Genomic DNA, 17,231 nt, shown 5'->3' on the forward strand with positions numbered 1-17,231 from the left:
CGATCTCCTGAGAGGTGTCCGACCTCGTTGAGCCCGCAACAGAATATTTCACTTAGCAGTGGATGATTGATGAAATCTGCGCATTAAGTTTGTGAAAATGATTAATAAGTGTCATTTAAGATTAGCTGAAGTAATTCAATACATTACGTTTATTTTCGTTCAGATATCAGACAAAAGTCGCGATTTGACTGGCCCGGCCTGATACGCCTTTTCACCGGCTCCACCGCCGGACCGCTAAAAAGCTGCTAAACCTAAAGACGTGCATACGCGTGCAAAGATTAGGGTTATCAGGATTCTCCCCGATTTATATCCCGTCCGAAACAGACTAATAAAAAAACCACTTTTTAGCCCCCAACAATGGGAAGCAGACAATGTCAGAAAAAATATCGCTAACACTGCAGGTCAATGGGCAGCCACAGACGATGCAGATCGATCCCCGCGTAACCTTACTGGATGCGTTACGTGAGCACTTGAATCTCACCGGCACCAAAAAGGGCTGCGATCAGGGACAGTGCGGTGCCTGTACGGTACTGATTAACGGTCAGCGGGTCCTGAGTTGTCTGACGCTGGCGGTTCAGGCTGACGGTGCCGAGGTGACCAGTATCGAAGGGCTGGAATCGGCCAGCGGTGAACTGCATCCGGTGCAGCGCTGCTTTGTCGAAAACGATGCGTTCCAGTGTGGTTATTGCACGCCGGGCCAGATCATGTCCGCCGTGGCCTGTATCAAAGAGGGTCACGCCGGATCGGACGACGAAATTCGTGAATATATGAGCGGCAACCTCTGTCGCTGCGGCGCTTATCCCCACATCGTCGACGCGATCAAACAGGCCGCTGCTGAGATGGCGAAGGAGTCCGCATGAATGAGTTCAGCTGGAAAGTTGCCCATTCGGCTACCGAAGCGGCAGGGTTGAAACAGCAGTCCGGTAGTCAGCTACTGGCGGGCGGCACCACCCAACTCGATCTGATGAAGTGTGGCGTATTTAATCCGCCGCAGCTGATTGGCATTAACGGATTAAACGAACTTCGCAGCCTGCGTTTTGACGAAGACAAAATCAGCGCCGGGGCGCTCACCACCATGAGCCAGCTGGCCGATCATCCTGCCTGCCAGCAAAATGCGCCCGCCATCTATGGCAGCTTATGGCAGGCAGCTTCGCCTCAAATCCGCAATATGGCGACGCTGGGTGGGAATTTACGTCAGCGAACCCGCTGCGCCTACTACCGCGATCCGGCCACGTTTTCCGCCTGTAACAAACGCAATCCGGGCTCTGGCTGTGCCGCACGCGATGGTGTTAACAGTAACCATGCGATTCTGGGAGCCAGCGAGAGCTGTATCGCCGTCTATCCGGGCGATCTGGCGGTCGCGCTGGTGGCGTTTGATGCGGTGGTGGTGCTGCAGAATCAGCAGGGCGAGAGTCGCCGTGTGGCGATTGATGATTTCTTCCTGCTGCCGGGCGACACGCCGGATCGGGAACATGACCTGGGTGATGACGAGATCATCGTTGCGATAGAAGTGCCGCAAACCGCTTCCCTGAAACGCTCTCACTATCTCAAGGTTCGCGATCGCAGTTCCTATGAGTTCGCTGCCGCCAGCGCGGCCGCCGGATTCACGCTGGAAAATGGGGTGATGCGGCAGGTCCATATCGCGCTGGGCGGCGTAGCCACCAAACCCTGGCGAGCGACGCGGGTTGAGCAGGCCCTGGAAGGACAGCCCTTCAACGAAGAAACCGTCTTCCAGGCCGCGGAACTGATTAATCAGGAAACGCAGGCGCTGGCTCATAACCAATACAAAGTGAAACTGGCGCCGCGCGTGATTGCGCGTGCGCTGATGGCAGCAGGAGAGATCGCATGAGCGAGGTAAATGACAACGCGCGCCGAGATTTACTCAGTGCCACCAGCGACCCGGCGACCGCAGAACATCCCGCCAGCAACCCAATCAGCGGGCTGGGCGCGGCGCGAACGCGGGGTGACGGCCGGGTTAAGGTGACGGGTGAAGCGCGTTATGCCATCGAACATCAGCCGGAGAATCCGCTGTATGGCGTGGTGCTGCAGTCTACCGTGGCCAGCGGCCGTATTTCCCGTCTTTCCGCCGACAAAGCGCAGCAGGCTGAAGGCGTGCTGGCGGTCTATACCCATCTCAATCCGTTAAAGATCAACAAACCGACCGCGATTGCGGATGGCGGCGCGGCGCAGTCTACCTACACCCCGATTCAGGACGATGTGATTATTCATAACGGCCAGAACATCGGACTGGTGGTTGCTGAGACCTTCGAGCAGGCCACTTATGCTGCCTCGCTGGTTGAGATTGAATACGAGACCACGCCAGCGCGGGTTTTCGCCACCGATGACGGCGTCGAGCCACAACCGATGTCGGCCCAGGATATCGATTTAGGCGACGCGCAGACCGCGATGCACAGCGCGGCGGTGCGCATTAATCAGCGCTATACCACGCCGCGGGAATACAACATGCCGATGGAGCCACACGCCTGCATCGCGCACTGGCACGACGGTCAGATCACGGTCTGGGAGCCGAGCCAGTGGGTAACGGGCGCGCAGGTGGAGATCGCTGAATGGCTGGGTATTGAGCCCGAACACGTCCGGATTATCTCGCCTTATGTCGGCGGCGGTTTCGGTTCCAAGCCGGTGCCTTATACCCACGTCGCGTTAGCCAGCGTGGCGTCGCGCGCCCTGAATCGTCCGGTGAAAGTTTCACTGACCCGGCCGCAGACATTTACCGGTCTGGGTGGCCGTCCGGCAACCTCACAGCAGCTGGAGCTGGGGGCATCGCGTGACGGAAAAATCGAAGCGATTATCCAGCGCAGCTTCAGCGAAACCTCTCTGATTGATGTCTTTGCTGAGAACTGCAGCAAAGTGACCGCCAGAATGTACGCGGTCAGCAACGTCTCGGCCCGGCATCAGGTCAGACCGATTAACACCGTTACGCCGGGCTGGATGCGCGCGCCGGGCGAGAATCCCAGCGCATTTGGCCTTGAAGTGGCGATGGATGAGATGGCCTATGAACTGGGTATCGATCCGCTGGAGCTGCGCCTGCGTAACTGGGCGGATAAGGATTACCAGCTCGACCTGCCGTGGAGTTCGCGCCGTCTGAAAGAGGCGTATCAGAAGGGAGCAGAAGCGTTCGGCTGGGATAAACGCATCATGACGCCGCGCTCCATGCGCGAAGGGCGCGAGCTGATTGGCTGGGGCATGGCGTCCGGCACCTATCCGGTCAATCGTCTGCCGGCGGAGGCGAAAATTATGCTGACGCCACAGGGCCACTTCGTGGTGCAGTGTGCTGGCGCAGATATCGGCACCGGTACATACACCATCCTGGCGCAAACGGCGGCGGATCATCTTGGCGTCTCATCGGAAACGATCGACGTTCAGCTCGGCGACACCACGCTGCCGCGCGCAGGCGTTGCCGGGGGATCACAGCTGGCGGGTAACCTGACGGCGGCGGTGAACGATACCGCGAAGAAAATGCGCGAACGTCTGCTGGCGCTGGCCAGCGAGCTGCCAGCGTCGCCACTTAACGGCGTGCCGGTTTCGCAACTGAGCCTGAAGGATGCCGCCATTCAGCAGCACGGCGGTTCCGCTCTCTCTTTTGCCGAGCTGGCGACGCTGGTCTCTGCCGAGAACCTGATGGTAAAAGGCGGGACTTTCCCTGATGACATGCCGCAAAGCGAACGCGATAAAATCGTGCGTAATCTGAATGATATGAGCCGGCCGGAGGCTTATTCCGCCCATAGCTGGAGCGCGCAGTTTGTTGAAGTGCGGGTCGATGAAGATTTCGGCACCATTCGGGTGAAACGGATGGTGGCGGCGCTCGACAGCGGTCGGCTCTACAACCCTAAACTGGCGCGCAGCCAGTGGATTGGCGGAATGATCATGGGGGTCGGTCAGGCGCTGATGGAAGAGGGAATTATCGATCCGCGTAACGGTCGGGTGATTAACAATAATCTGGCCGATTACCTGGTGCCGGTTAACGGTGACATCCCCAGCATTACTACCATCAACGTCGGTGAGCCGGATTTTGAGGCGACTACCATGGGCGGTAAAGCGGTGGGTGAGCTGGGCATCGTTGGCGTGGCGGCGGCGATCAGTAATGCGGTGTTCCATGCCACCGGCAAGCGGGTACGCGACCTGCCGATCACCCTCGATAAAATCATCTGATCGGGGCGAACAGCTTACCTGCTGCGGTGAACCGGGCAGGCAACAGGCGTCGGGCGCAGAATCTATCCTGCGCCCGTTTTCGCGACCAGCAGGAGAGGATGCTTTGAAGATAGCGCTTGTGGTGATGGCGGCGGGCTTCAGCCGCCGTTTCCGTCAGCAGACCGGCGAACATAAATTGCTGGCTTTAATCAATGGCAAACCGGTGTTGCAGCACCAGCTACAACAGGCGGCCGCCAGTGGCCTGGATCTGTTCGTGGTAACCCGTCCGGACCAGACGGCTATCCAGGCGCTGATCCCGCCCGCTTCCCGCGTACTTTGCGACAGCAACGGGCTGGGCGAATCTATCGCCGCTGGCGTTGAGGCCAGCCGGGATTATGACGGCTGGCTGATTGCGCTGGGAGATATGCCGTTTATCTCTGCCGGGAGCTATCGGGCGGTTGCTGCCGCGCTGGCCGATGCGCCGGTGGTCAGACCCTGGATCAACGGTACGCCGGGCCATCCGGTCGGTTTTCGGCGTCACTATTACCGGTCATTAACCGCTTTACAGGGTGATACGGGTGCGCAGGCCATCGTAAAGCGTGATGCGATTCGCCTGCCTCTCAGCGATCGCGGCTGTCTTTATGACATTGATCTGCCGGGCGATTTGCAGCGGATAAAGGAATTTTCATGATTACGCTGGACCAACGTGTGATTAATGCGGCGTTAAGTAGCAGCCAGGCGGGGCAGGCTGTCTGGCTCTGTACCGTGCTGCGTACTTACGGCTCGTCGCCGCGCGCGCCGGGCACGCTGATGACAGTGAACGAAGCGGGCGCTTACTGCGGTTCGCTGTCAGGCGGTTGTATAGAAGAAGATTTTTTAGCCCAGCTGGCCAGCGGTGCCTATCGGGCCAGCAGCCAGCAGGTGCGATATGGGGAAGGCGGTATGCGCCCGACGGTCAGCCTGCCGTGCGGCGGCAGTCTGGAGATTGTGATTGAGTTTCTGCCGCCCGATGCGGCCAGCCTGGCGCTGTTAACCGCGATGCAGCGGGCGCTCAGCGGTCAGCAGCCGATGGTGAAGCTGATCCGGCCCGGTGAACGTGCGCACTGGGAAAAGGTGGCGGCGGATCGGAGTTTGCCGGCGCTGAGCGTCAGTGAACAGCAACTGGTGCTGCCGGTCGGCGCGATCCCGGAGTTGCTGGTGGCGGGTTACTCCAGCGTGGCGTTTGAATGCATCCGGCTGGGGCAGATGCTGGGGTTTCATGTGCGGGTGTGTGAACATCGTCCCGAGATGCTTGCCGAACTGGAGAGCCACTACGGCGCAGCGGATAACGTTACGCTGGTGCGGCAGCATCCGGCGCGCTGGCTGGAACTGAACGGGGCGCATGCGGCCGTGGCGATTGTGGCGCTGACCCACGATCCGCGTATTGACGACCTGACGATGATGGAAGCGATCGCCACGCCAGCTTTCTATATCGGCATTATGGGATCGGTGAAAAACAGCGAGAAGCGGCGGGCGCGGCTCCAGCAGATCGCCGGCATGGATCGCGGCGAACTGGACCGCATCCATGCCCCGATTGGCCTGCCGATTGGCAGCAAAACCCCGGCGGAGATTGCGCTATCGGTGATGGCCGACATTGTCCGGGTGAAGAACCTCGGGCGGTCGCGACCCGCTGCCTGAAGATGCGGGCCCGGCCGGAGAGAGCCGGTAGAGGTAGCTGCCCGACAGTGGAATCGGCAAAAAGTCATGGAACAGTTGCCTCAGCGTCTGCTGCGGATCGACATCGTGGAACAGCTCAGGATAGAGCGTGGTCGCAAAAAATTCGGTGGCAACCACATGCCACGGGCTGAGGTAGAAGTTATGCCACAGCGCACCGCTGTGGCCGTTACGCAGCGCCCGCAGCTGTTTCAACCCGTTTTGCTGTTCGGTCAGGGTGAGCAGGCTGTCGCGGGTCTGCGCTGCGGAGACGGCCGGCCCCAGCTTCAGCGCAGCCACCTCATCCGGCCCAGCCGTGCCGGTGGCGAAGTAATAGTCTGGCTGGGCAGCGATCACCTGCTCTTCACTTAATCGTCCGAATACCCCTTTAACCTGCTGGCGGGCAATGTTCTCGCCGCCAGCAAAGCTCAGCAACTCACCGAGACTGCCATTGACTGAGGTGACGCAACATTCACTGCGTCGTCCCAGATGCAACTGCAGCAGTACGGAGGGCCTCGGGCCATGATAGCTGGCCAGCCGGCTGGCAATGCGCTGCATGTGGAAACGGTAAAAGCGATTAAAATCGGCCGCCCGCTGCGGCTGGCTGAATACCTCGCCGAGTAGCGTCATGCTGCGCTCACTGTTTTTCAGCAGGTTAACCCGCAGATCAACCCTGAGTACCGGAATATGCGCCGCGTTGAGCATCGCTTCCAGTTGCTGGCCGCTATCACTGTTGCGTGCCAGCTGCGGCAATATCACCAGATCGGGTTTCAGCGCGATAACCTGCTCGGGATTGATGTCATTGACGCCATCCAGGCCGAGCGCCGGAATCTTCAGCATCTGCGGAAACCGGCGGGCAAAAATCTGCCAGGTCTGCGGATCGTATTTCTTCAGATCCTGCGGCCAGCCGACAATATGCTGCAGCGGATTGCCGGACGACAGCAGCGCAATGCTATACAGCATCCGGCTCTCACCCAGCACAATCCGCTGAGGACGATCCGGCACGCTGATGCGCTGCCCGGTGATATCGATCAGGGTACGCGCGCCGGCAGGCAGCGTGACGCAGAGCAGGCTCAGCAGCAGCAGGCTCTGGCGCAGCAGACCGCGAAATGGCTTAAAATTCAACACTGGCTTGTACCATCAGGTTACGGGTTTCGCCTTCGCGGACGCGCAGGTTGCCGCCGCTTGAGCTGTAATAGTGTTTATCGAACAGGTTGTTGAGATTAAGCCGCAACTGCGTTTTCTCACCGAACAGTCGATGATTCCAGGCGATAAAGCTATCGGCTACGACATAATCCGGCAGGGTAAAACTGTTCTCCGGATCGCCGGCACGGCTGCCAACATAGCGCGCGCCGCCGCCGAGCCGGACACTGCCGGGCAGGCCGCTGAGTTGCAGTTCATGGCTCAGATAGAGCGCACCAGCATGACGCGGCGCATTTTGCAGCCGGTTACCGTTGTTATCCGGATTCACCCGATCCTCAACGATTTCCGCCTGGTCGTAGCTGTAATTAGCACTCAGATCCCAGCCTGGCGCAATTTCGCCATTCAGTTCAAATTCAGCCCCGCTGGAGCGTGCTTTATCAATCGCGCGCGTCGTGCCGTTAATGCTGAGCGACATCGATTTTTCATCGATACGATAGAGGGCGAGCGAGGCAAACAGATTGGGGGTGAGCTGCCATTTGCTGCCAATCTCCCAACTGGTTCCCTGCTCAGGTTTGCCAACGCTGCCATCGTCCTCCACGTTAGTCGACGGGGTAAAAGATTGACTCACGCTGGTATAAAACGATAAAGCGGGCGTGAGTTTGTAGATGATCCCGGCCTGCGGCAGAAACTTATTGCCCTCGTCGTTGAGCGTTTCAACCTGCGGATCGAAGCCTTTTGAGGCGCGCTGCTCATAATGCTGGTAGCGGCCGCCGACGACCACAATCCAGTCAGGTGACAACGTCACGCTATCTTTCGCGTAGATCGAACGACTATGAATGCGGTTCAGGTTGTTGGCGTTAGCGCTGTTTTCGGTGCTGCTGTCGGTCAGCGGTGACAGCTGATTATATTCGGGCTGGAAGAAGTTAAAACGGCTGGTCGCCTTACCCTGATACTGATGAGCGCGATAAGTCTGGTTCATCTCATAATCGGTACCCAGCACCAGCGCGTGCGACATCCCGGCGATCTCCGGGTTTCCCAGCAGATCCCAGCTCAGGTAGTGAGTCTTATGGTTGAAGCCACGATTGGCATCAGCGCGACGGGTCACCGCGCCGGTGGTGGTATTAACCGCCGTCACCCGCACTTCGTTATTGTCATAGCGACGCTGGTTCCAGCCCAGCGTAAAGCGGGTGCGCCACGCCTCGTTGAACTGCCATTCGTAGCTGGCGTTCAGGGTTTTATTGTGGCCCCAGGCGTGGTTAGCGGTGTCGTCAAGCCGATCCTTGTAGCCAATGGCGATCGGCTTGTTGTTGATAAACGCGGTGCCGCGATCGTAAGGGATGTCATAGCGGTAATCAGCATAACCGATCAGAAAACTCGCCTGTTCGCCATACCACTGCAAAGACGGGGCCAGCAGAGTATGTTGCTCGCTGCCAAAATTGCGCCAGTAATCCTGGTGCTGTTTTTCAGCGATCAGTCGAAAGGCGAAGCCGTTTCCCAACGGGCCGGTCACATCCAGCGTCCCCGCGCCGCCGCCTTCGCTGGCGTAACGGCCACTGATTTTGCTATGCCACTGATACTGCGGTTTCTTACTGACCACGTTAATCACGCCACCCGGATTCTGAATGCCGTACAGCAGCGAGGCTGAGCCTTTCAGCACCTCAACCCGCTCGGTGGTGGCGTCAACATTCAGCCCCTGACTGCTGCGGATGCCATCACGATAGATCGAACCATCCCCGTTGCTACCGAACCCGCGCCGGACAAAACCATCTTCGGTGCCGGCCAGCGTGTTGGCTTCAGACACGCCACTGACAAAGCGCATCGCCTCCGACAGCGAACTGACCTGATAATCCTCCAGCTGCTGCTGAGTGACGGTGCTGATCGATTGCGCTTCGTCCAGGCGCGCAGTAGGCATTTTGCTGCCAATGCTGCTCTGGTTATGGCTGTAACCCGTTTCCGGGTTGCCGTCGCCGGTCACGGTGATATCCGGCGAGTCGGCATCGCTGGCTGCCTGTGCCTGCATCATTAACAGCGCGCTACACGTGGCCATCGTCAGCGCCGACAGGCGAGTCGGATTTTTACTTTTATCTGAACGGTTATTCATTTCTACTTTTCGTGTCTGAAGCGAGAGAGGCTTAAGGTTCAACGCAGCCGCAGCTATCGCCGACCGTCCTGGCGGTATTCTGCAAAGTGCAGAGAGTAAACAGTGAGCAGACTGCCGCAGCGATGCGGCTCAGAAGGGCAACAGACCACGTTGACGACAATTCTTCTCATCTGTAATTGAGAATCATTCAACCATTGGTGATTGTAGTAGTAAACATAATTATATAAATATTCACTACATTGTTTGCGGCGTGATTTTTCAGGTTATCAGAGCGCTGCGATCAAATTTAATCATTGAATAATAAGCGTTAAAAATAAAAGTGCTGGTCTGTTTAACGATTAATCCCCCAGAATAAACAGGTGAATCAGCGTTAATTATTTTTGCTCACTACAGGCCTGAGGTTAGAATCAGCGCACTTTCCGTGCCGTCGGTTGCGACAGGCACGTCATAGCCAGCGCAGGTCCCTTAATGAAACAGGTCAGAACAGGTAAAAATCGGGTAGATGTCTTCGGCGAACGTCTGCGCTCGCGGGAAAAACAGCTGTCGCCTCGCTTGCTGGCGGTGGCTCGCTATATCGACCAACAGCGGGAAACGGTGCTGGAGAGTACCGCGATGGAGATTGCGCTGGCTAATCAGACCTCCGATGCAACGGTGATCCGCGCGGTTCAGGCGCTGGGCTTCAGTGGGCTGCGCGATCTGAAGCAGACGCTGCAGGCAGGGTTTGGGCCGTCGCTGACCTCCGAAGATAAGATGATCACCACCGTCAGTGAAGTGACCAGCGATGTAAACAGCGCGATCGACTTTGTGCTGGAGGGGCACCGGCGCGCCTGCGAGGTCATGTCACAACCGCAAAACCGTGTCGCGGTTGCCGATGCGGTAGCGCTGCTGAGTGAAGCGCGTCAGGTGGCGATTTTTGGTATCAACGCCTCCGGCATTCTGGCGGATTACAGCGTTCGCCTGTTGAATCGTATCGGACTTCCGGCATTTTCCCTCAATCGTGCCGGCATTGCGCTGGCGGAGCAGATGCTGGCGCTGCAGCGCGGTGATGTGCTGGTGATGATGGCGCAGCAATCAGCCCACCGGGAAGGGACGACGGTGGTCCGCGAGGCGAAACGGCTCGGCATCCCGATTATTCTGCTGACCCATGCGACCGACTCATTTTTTGCCCGCGAGGCGGAGGTGGTGATCGACGTGCCACGCGGCGGTGAAAAGGGCCGCATTCCGCTACATGGCACCATTATGGTCTGTCTGGAGATGCTGATCCTGTCGGTGGCCTCTACGCTACCGCAGCGCACCGTCAAAACCATGAAACGGTTACAGGATCTCTATCGCGGCCTGAAACCGGCCGGTAAAAAGTAGCGCCAGCCTTCAGGTTTACTACAGCACCGGCAAGCACAGCTCTTGCCGGTTACCGACGATACATAAATCAAATTTTCCCGCTTTGAGATCCCGATCGCGACTTTTCTGCAACCCTTCTCCGCTGCCGACTACGCTTACTTTGCTTCGGGGTGTTGAGCCCTGTTTTTCCTTTCTTTAATCCTTGTGACCTTGTGCGGAGCTGACGATGAAATCCTTTCACGCGCGACACCTGCTCGCCGGTGCGGCAATGACCAGTCTCGGTATGCTCTCTCCGTTGCCGGCAGCGGCCTGGAGCCAGCTCACCGTTTTTGGCGATAGCCTGAGCGACGGCGGTAACGTCGGCCGCTTCACCTACGATGCGGCTTCCCATCCTTTGTATGACGAGAGAGTAGCGCAACATCTGAATGAGACCCTGCTGCCCTCATCCCAGGGCGGCAGCAACTATGCCGCTGGCGGTGCGGTGGCCGTGCCGCTGCTGAATCCGCAGTTCAACACGCAGGATCAGGTCGATCGCTACCTCACCGCTAATGGCGGCCGTGCCGATGGCAATGGCCTCTATATTCACTGGATCGGCGGCAACGACCTGGCCGCCGCCGCGGCAAATCCGCTGAATGCGGTGCAGTTGATTGATAACAGTGCCCGTGCGGCGTCCGACCAGGTCAGCCGGTTGCTGGCGGCCGGGGCCGGTACGGTGATTGTCCCGACGGTGCCTGACGTCGGGGCGACACCGGCGCTGTTACAGGCGATTCTGCAACCGCTGGGCCCGGTCGCAGAACCGGCGATGGCGGCGCTGTTTCAGTCGCTGAGCACTGTTACCACGCCTGACCGGGCAGCGCGTGAGCAGGCTATCGAAACGGCGCTGCAAGCGGCGGCCGATCAGATCCCAGCCATTCCGCTGGTGCGTGAAGCGATCGCACAGCAGTTGTTTGCCGCCTGGCAGCTGTTGAGCGACACCGCGGCGACGCTGACCGACCGCTATAACCAGCTGGAGGAGCAGGGGCTGGTGGCCAGCGGCGGCAATATCGCGCGGGTCGATATTAACGGACTGTTCAGCGAGGTGATCGATAATCCGGGCCTGTACGGCATCAGCAACAGCGCCGGCATGGCCTGTCCGCCGGGCGTCTCGGCGATGGATTGCACCTCGTCAACCCCAGGCTTCTCGCAGGCGCAACAGTATCTGTTCGCGGATCGTCTGCATCCCAGCCCGGCGGTACATGCGCTGATCGCTGACTATATCGAGTCGATCCTGGATGCCCCGTTGCAGGTCGCGGCGCTGAATCAGTCCCCCCTGATGCTGGTGCGGGACGCGAGAAATACGCTGGATGGGCATTTACAGCAGCAACGTCAGCAGCCTGCTGACGCCGGACAGTTCACGGTGTTCGGCGGCTATGCGGGTCAGTCACGAGATTTTCGCGGCGACAGTGATGCAGAGGGTGATGCCACCAGTGCCAATGGCGCGATCGGTATCGGTTATCAGCTGACCGACAGCTGGCAGGCCGGGGCAATGTTTTCGGCGACCACCCAGCGTCAGGACCCGTCATCACGTTTCGATTACCGTCTGCGCGGCAATCTGGTGGCGCTGTGGAGTCAGTTGCGGCTGTTTGATCAGGGCTGGATTAATGCCGATCTGCACTATGCCGATCTCGATTTCGACGATATTGAACGTCAGGTCAGACTGGGACCGGCCACCCGTACCGAGCAGGGCAGCACCGAAGGGAAACTGCTGGGAATGCGGATTGAAACCGGCTGGGATCTGCCGCTGGGGCAGTATGTGTCCACCGGTCCGGTTGCCAGCTACGCGCTGGATTACAGTCAGGTAGACGGCTATCGGGAGCAGGGTAACCGCAGTAGCGCCATGCGCTTTGGCGATCAGACGCTGCATTCGCAGGTGGGTTCTGTAGGCTGGCGCATCGACAGCAGGCAGCTGTTGATTAATCCGTGGGCGCAGGTCAGCTACAACCATCAGTTTGGCGACAGTGATTCAGCGGTAACCGCCGGGCTGAAATCAACCCGCACGGCGTTTACCCGCACCAGCGACTCAGGCGATGACAACTGGCTGGATATGGCGGTCGGTGCCAGCGTACCGCTGGGTAGCGCAGTGAATGCGTTTGCGGGCGTTTCTGCGGTGGCGGGCAACAGTCAATATCATCAGGTGACCTGGAACATCGGGCTCAATGCCCGCTTCTGATCGGCGTTAATCGCACGGCAGGGAAGCGGTGTGATAACGTAGCGGTACGATCCGAAAAGTTCAGGCAGGAGGGGATGATGAATGTCAGACGGGCATTACCTGAAGAGGCGACGCTATTGTGGACTATCCGCAATCAGGCGATCCGCCATGGCTGTCAGACAGCCTATACGCCCGAGGTGATTGCAGCCTGGACACCGGACCGAATGCCTGCCAGTTTCCCGGCGATGATCCGCGAGAATCCCTTTTTCGTCATCGATGGTCCTGACGGACGACCGATAGCAACCGGTTCGCTCGACCTGGCTGCCGGCAGCGTTGAGGCGATATTCACGCTGCCCGGCTATACCGGCAAGGGGCTGGCTGGCGAGATCATTGCTACCATCAAAGCGGACGCGCTGCGCCGTGGCTACCGGCGTCTGACGCTTTTGTCTACGCCTAATGCCGCCAGCTTTTATCAGCAGCATGGCTTCACGTTGCTGGGTGAAAGCCTTTACCCTTCGAAGCTGGCCGGTGGCGGATTACGCTGTATGGAGATGGCAATCGAGCTGTTGCCGTCCTCTGACTGATTAGCCGGATGGCGCTATCGACAGCGCCGCTTTACCCGCCGCAAAGTTTCATGCGCAAACACTTCGCAAGCCCACGCCGGTAAGGTATAGTCCGCGTTTTTTGGAGGAACCATGCTGACTCATTCATCGACTCGTCTCAATAAATACATCAGTGAGAGCGGAATCTGTTCTCGTCGCGACGCCGATCGTTACATCGAGCAGGGCAACGTTTTCATCAACGGCAAGCGCGCCGCTGTCGGCGCACAGGTATTTGCAGGCGATGTGGTGAAAGTAAATGGTCAGCTTATCGAACCGCGTGACGAAGACGATCTGGTGCTGATTGCCCTGAACAAGCCGGTTGGCATTATCACCACCATGGAAGAGGGTGAACGCGATAACATCAGCGATTTCGTCAACCACAGTAAGCGGGTATTCCCGATTGGCCGTCTGGATAAAGATTCGCAGGGGCTGATTTTCCTGACTAACCACGGTGATCTGGTCAATAAAATTCTGCGTGCCGGCAATAATCACGAAAAAGAGTATGTCGTCACCGTCGATAAGCCGATTACCGACGAGTTCATTGCCGGAATGGGCGCGGGCGTGCCGATGCTGGGCACTGTGACCAAAAAGTGCAAAGTCAAAAAAGAAGCGCCTTTCGTGTTTCGCATCACGCTGGTGCAGGGGCTGAATCGCCAGATTCGCCGGATGTGTAAGCACTTTGGCTTTGAAGTCACGAAGCTGGAGCGCACCCGCATCATGAACGTCAATCTGAAAGGCCTGCCGCTGGGCGAGTGGCGCGATCTGACGGATGATGAACTGATCGAACTGTTTAAACTGCTGGAGAACTCCTCTTCAGAAGATAAGCCCGCGAAGAAAGCGCCAGCAAAATCCGCTGCGGCTAAGAAACCGCAGAAAAGTCCCGCCAGACCGGCCGGGAAAGCGGAGCCTGATAGCGCCTCACGCAAGCGCTTTGTACAGCCGGGACGGAAGAAAAAAGGGCGCTAATGCCGCGAGGATCGGAGAGTGCGGCTGGCTGGCATCGCTCTCTCTCCAGAGTGCTGGCCGGGCTGCTCAGGGAATGATTCGGGCGGCGCGAAAACGGGCAAATAGATCGCAAAGCATCGTGTCAGTTGCCCGGAAATGATGAAATCCCGCCTGACGGATCTTACTGCCGTCGCCAAACATATCGTAACGCCAGCCGAAGACGAAATCAGCAAAGCGGCCGTCACTGAGCGCCAGAATATCGGGCTGCACCAGCGCCCTGGCGGCGGCGAGTTCACGCCAGGTTTGCCGGTAATCGTGAAACAGCTGCTGCAGGGATAATGAAACCGGCGGCGCAATGTCGAGCCCGAACCAGTCCGCGATCACCGGCCACAGCTCGCTCCAGCGCCACAGATCGCCGTTGTTAATATTAAACGCCTGATTATGCGCCTCAGCGGCCTCTGCCGCCCAGAGCGTCGCATCGGCCAGTAATTCCGCATCCGTAAAATCCACCAGGCTGTGCCAGGTTTCCAGCGAGCCAGGAAAACGCAGCGGCAACGCTTCGGCATGGCAAATCGACGCATAGATTGCCAGGCTGAGTGCCAGGTTCATGCTGTTGCCTGGCCTGTCGCTTCCCACTACGCCGGGACGCAGTGCGCTCCAGTGCCAGGCTTTACCCTGCTGTTGTGCGCTTAGCCAGCGCTGCTGGCTGGCATTAAATTCGGCGCCCGGAACACCGGCATCACTCTCCCGGGCGGGCGTCTTAAACGGGCCAAGATGGGCGCCGTAAACTTTGTAACCCTGCATCAGACTGACGTGCTGCAGTGGGGCAACCTGCTCCACGCCACTCACCAGGTTTTGCAGCATCGTTACGTTAGGTTTCACCATCGCGGCCCAGTCGGGCGCATCGAGCCATGCGCTGTAGAAAATGTGTGTGACCTCAGTCAGTGATGAGAGTATCTGCTGACTCTGTGAGCGATCGAGAAGATCGACCGATAACAGATTGCCTGAATCGTTGTCTGGACGTGGCTGGCGAGTCAGTCCTGTGACCTGCCAGTGCTGCGCCATTAGCGCCCGAATAAGTTGCTGACCGACAATGCCGGTGGCGCCCGCCACCAGTGCAACCCTATTTTTCTGCCTGTTATTCATCGTTACGCTCCTCACTGAATGAGATCGCAGTGTCACCTGCTATTCTTTCTGAATAAATCCCCCTTAATCAGATGACACCTATTAAGAAAATCAATAAATGCAAAACAAACTGAATGCGATGCAGACTTTCATCCGTGTCGCCGAGGCGGGATCGTTTTCAGCCGCTGCACGTCAGCACGGGATGAAGCAGTCGGCGATGAGTCAGCAGGTCGCCGCGCTGGAAGCGGAACTGGGCGTGGTGCTATTGCACCGAACCACGCGCGCGATGGCGCTGACTGAAGCGGGCCAGCGTTACCTGAGTCAGGTCAGACAACTGTTGTACGCAATGGAAGAGCTGGAGCAGCAAATAAGGCCTGAATCGCCGTCGCTACAGGGAAAACTGCACATCCAGTTGCCGAGCGGTCTGGGCCAGCGCTTTATGCCGCATCTGTTACGGTTCCAGCAGCAGCATCCGGCTCTGCGGCTGGAGGTGGCGCTGGACGATCGCCTGGCCGATGTGGTGGCAGAAGGAGTTGATGTTGCTATTCGTCTCAGCGAAGCGCCGCCTGCCAGCCTGGCCGCTCGCACGCTGACCACCGTCGAAACGGTGCTGGTGGCTTCGGCTGACTGGATCGCCCGTCACGGCGAGCCACGAACGCCCACTGATTTACAGCGGTATCCGCATATCCGCTTCAGCGGCCTGCAGCCCGATGCGCCGTTACGGCTGGTATCAGCAGAGGAAGCGGTGTCGCTCGCGGTGGAGTCGGTGTTTCGTTCCAATAATAGTCACTCGCTGACAGCGGCGATTGAAGCAGGCCTGGGGATTGGCGCGATACAGACGCTTATGGGCGCTGATGCGCTGGCAGCCGGTCGGCTGGTCAGAATTTTGCCGGATTACCGGTTGCCGGATCGTTATCTCTACGCGATTTTTCCCGATGCTCGCTTCATTCCTGACAAGGTACGGCAACTGGTGACGCTGTTTGAGCAGATGCTGGTTTCCCTGTCCAAAGCCACACCGCCGGCGAACGGCGCCGGTGAGCCAGCCTGAGGGCGGTGAGGTGCCAGCCGCTCGTCCATCTTTGTTAAGCACTGCACAATCAGAAGAAGTGCGCTTTTCAGGGTCAGGGCGGCGTGGCAGGATAAACGCAAAATATTAAGGAGTAGGCCTGATGTTACTGAAAGGTATGAACGATCCGCTACTGAAAGCGTATCAGCATCCGAAATCGCGGATGATGATCAGCCGCTTCAGAGGCCTGGCGGGCGATCGCAGACTCAGTGACTGGCAGGTATTTTGTATTCTGGTGACCGGATTTACCAACTACTGGTATGTGCAGTCTGGTCATTTCAACATCAACGTCAGCTGCAGCAAAACCCGACAGTTCGACTTTATGCAGGATTTTCTCCATGTTGAGGTTACGCTGGAGGGCTTAGTCTGTGATGACCACTTCCGCTGCCCGGACTTCGTTCTGCCGCGTTATGATGTGCCCTATGAATTTTGCCGCTGGCGCAGTAAGCGCGGCTACGATTCATCCGTAACCTATGTCAGTAATCACGGGGTAAAATCGCACAAGGCGATTTTCGTTGCTTCTGGGGACGCCTCGCAGGAAGAGCGAGTGATGAAGTGGGAAGGCATAGTTAACGTCTTTGATAAAACCTTTTTCACCCCCGCCAGCTTCGCGACCACTCACGACTTCCTGACCAAAGATATCAGCAAAACCATTCACGACGGACTGGTAAAGCATCTGAACTTTTATCGCGATCTCTTCAGCTATATCTTTCCGACACCGGCCGCCGCGCGGCTCCAGGCGCGAGATGACCGGCGCTATCTGAGTAAAAACTGACCTTTATCGCGTTGTCGTTTTCTCGCAGCCTTATTTTCTCGCTTTCTCGCTTTCTCGCTTTCTCGCAGCCTCACAGCCTCACAGCCTCACATCTGGTCCTGACCTCC

The 17,231-nt window shown here is 58.1% G+C and carries 14 protein-coding genes; 11 read left to right on the forward strand and 3 right to left on the reverse strand.

Annotated elements, in window-relative coordinates; translation table 11 throughout:
* Positions 1-371: 371 nt before the first annotated feature.
* The 5 genes from ACX3P5_RS21555 to ACX3P5_RS21575 all read left to right on the forward strand — a co-directional run bounded on the left by ACX3P5_RS21555 (position 372) and on the right by ACX3P5_RS21575 (position 5,826).
* Positions 372-860 carry a (2Fe-2S)-binding protein gene (locus ACX3P5_RS21555; protein ID WP_233988328.1) on the forward strand — a complete coding sequence of 163 codons (489 nt, stop codon included), beginning with the start codon at positions 372-374 and terminating at the stop codon, positions 858-860.
* Positions 857-1,849, forward strand: coding sequence for an FAD binding domain-containing protein (locus ACX3P5_RS21560; RefSeq protein WP_458969352.1), 993 nt, complete (start codon positions 857-859; stop codon positions 1,847-1,849). The genes ACX3P5_RS21555 and ACX3P5_RS21560 overlap by 4 nt, the downstream gene beginning before the upstream one ends.
* Positions 1,846-4,170 (forward strand): xanthine dehydrogenase family protein molybdopterin-binding subunit, encoded by a 2,325-nt coding sequence (locus tag ACX3P5_RS21565; protein WP_458969353.1) that lies wholly within the window; start codon positions 1,846-1,848, stop codon positions 4,168-4,170. The genes ACX3P5_RS21560 and ACX3P5_RS21565 overlap by 4 nt, the downstream gene beginning before the upstream one ends.
* Positions 4,171-4,273: 103 nt before the next feature.
* Positions 4,274-4,840: a nucleotidyltransferase family protein gene (locus tag ACX3P5_RS21570; protein ID WP_233988324.1), complete on the forward strand. Its 567-nt coding sequence runs from the start codon at positions 4,274-4,276 to the stop codon at positions 4,838-4,840.
* Positions 4,837-5,826: an XdhC family protein gene (locus tag ACX3P5_RS21575; RefSeq protein WP_336756075.1), complete on the forward strand. Its 990-nt coding sequence runs from the start codon at positions 4,837-4,839 to the stop codon at positions 5,824-5,826. The genes ACX3P5_RS21570 and ACX3P5_RS21575 overlap by 4 nt, the downstream gene beginning before the upstream one ends.
* On the opposite strand, the gene ACX3P5_RS21580 is transcribed toward ACX3P5_RS21575, so the two are convergent.
* Positions 5,764-6,969 carry an ABC transporter substrate-binding protein gene (locus tag ACX3P5_RS21580; RefSeq protein ID WP_458969354.1) on the reverse strand — a complete coding sequence of 402 codons (1,206 nt, stop codon included), beginning with the start codon at positions 6,967-6,969 and terminating at the stop codon, positions 5,764-5,766. The genes ACX3P5_RS21575 and ACX3P5_RS21580 overlap by 63 nt on opposite strands.
* The gene (locus ACX3P5_RS21585) at positions 6,956-9,085 is read right to left on the reverse strand and encodes a TonB-dependent siderophore receptor (protein WP_262287709.1); all 2,130 of its coding nucleotides are present in this window, start codon (positions 9,083-9,085) and stop codon (positions 6,956-6,958) included. The genes ACX3P5_RS21580 and ACX3P5_RS21585 overlap by 14 nt, the downstream gene beginning before the upstream one ends.
* A 468-nt stretch (positions 9,086-9,553) precedes the next feature.
* Between ACX3P5_RS21585 and ACX3P5_RS21590 the strand changes: the two genes are divergently transcribed.
* The 4 genes from ACX3P5_RS21590 to rluF all read left to right on the forward strand — a co-directional run bounded on the left by ACX3P5_RS21590 (position 9,554) and on the right by rluF (position 14,179).
* The gene (locus tag ACX3P5_RS21590; RefSeq protein ID WP_233988320.1) at positions 9,554-10,444 is read left to right on the forward strand and encodes a MurR/RpiR family transcriptional regulator; all 891 of its coding nucleotides are present in this window, start codon (positions 9,554-9,556) and stop codon (positions 10,442-10,444) included.
* A gap of 205 nt (positions 10,445-10,649) precedes the next feature.
* A complete protein-coding gene (locus tag ACX3P5_RS21595; RefSeq protein ID WP_458969355.1) occupies positions 10,650-12,632 on the forward strand; it encodes an autotransporter outer membrane beta-barrel domain-containing protein in 1,983 nt (660 codons plus the stop codon).
* Positions 12,633-12,709: 77 nt separating this feature from the next.
* Entirely contained in the window at positions 12,710-13,195 is a 486-nt protein-coding gene (locus ACX3P5_RS21600) for a GNAT family N-acetyltransferase (RefSeq protein WP_336756344.1), read from the forward strand.
* 111 nt (positions 13,196-13,306) lie between these two features.
* Positions 13,307-14,179 (forward strand): 23S rRNA pseudouridine(2604) synthase RluF, encoded by an 873-nt coding sequence (gene rluF, locus ACX3P5_RS21605; protein ID WP_458969356.1) that lies wholly within the window; start codon positions 13,307-13,309, stop codon positions 14,177-14,179.
* Positions 14,180-14,245: 66 nt separating this feature from the next.
* Here rluF and ACX3P5_RS21610 read toward each other — a convergent pair whose 3' ends face one another.
* Positions 14,246-15,304: an SDR family oxidoreductase gene (locus tag ACX3P5_RS21610; protein WP_458969357.1), complete on the reverse strand. Its 1,059-nt coding sequence runs from the start codon at positions 15,302-15,304 to the stop codon at positions 14,246-14,248.
* Positions 15,305-15,401: 97 nt separating this feature from the next.
* Between ACX3P5_RS21610 and ACX3P5_RS21615 the strand changes: the two genes are divergently transcribed.
* Positions 15,402-16,331 (forward strand): LysR substrate-binding domain-containing protein, encoded by a 930-nt coding sequence (locus tag ACX3P5_RS21615; protein WP_458969358.1) that lies wholly within the window; start codon positions 15,402-15,404, stop codon positions 16,329-16,331.
* 121 nt (positions 16,332-16,452) lie between these two features.
* Entirely contained in the window at positions 16,453-17,124 is a 672-nt protein-coding gene (locus tag ACX3P5_RS21620; RefSeq protein ID WP_458969359.1) for a hypothetical protein, read from the forward strand.
* Positions 17,125-17,231: the final 107 nt, after the last annotated feature.

The organism is Pantoea sp. S-LA4 (assembly GCF_054482835.1).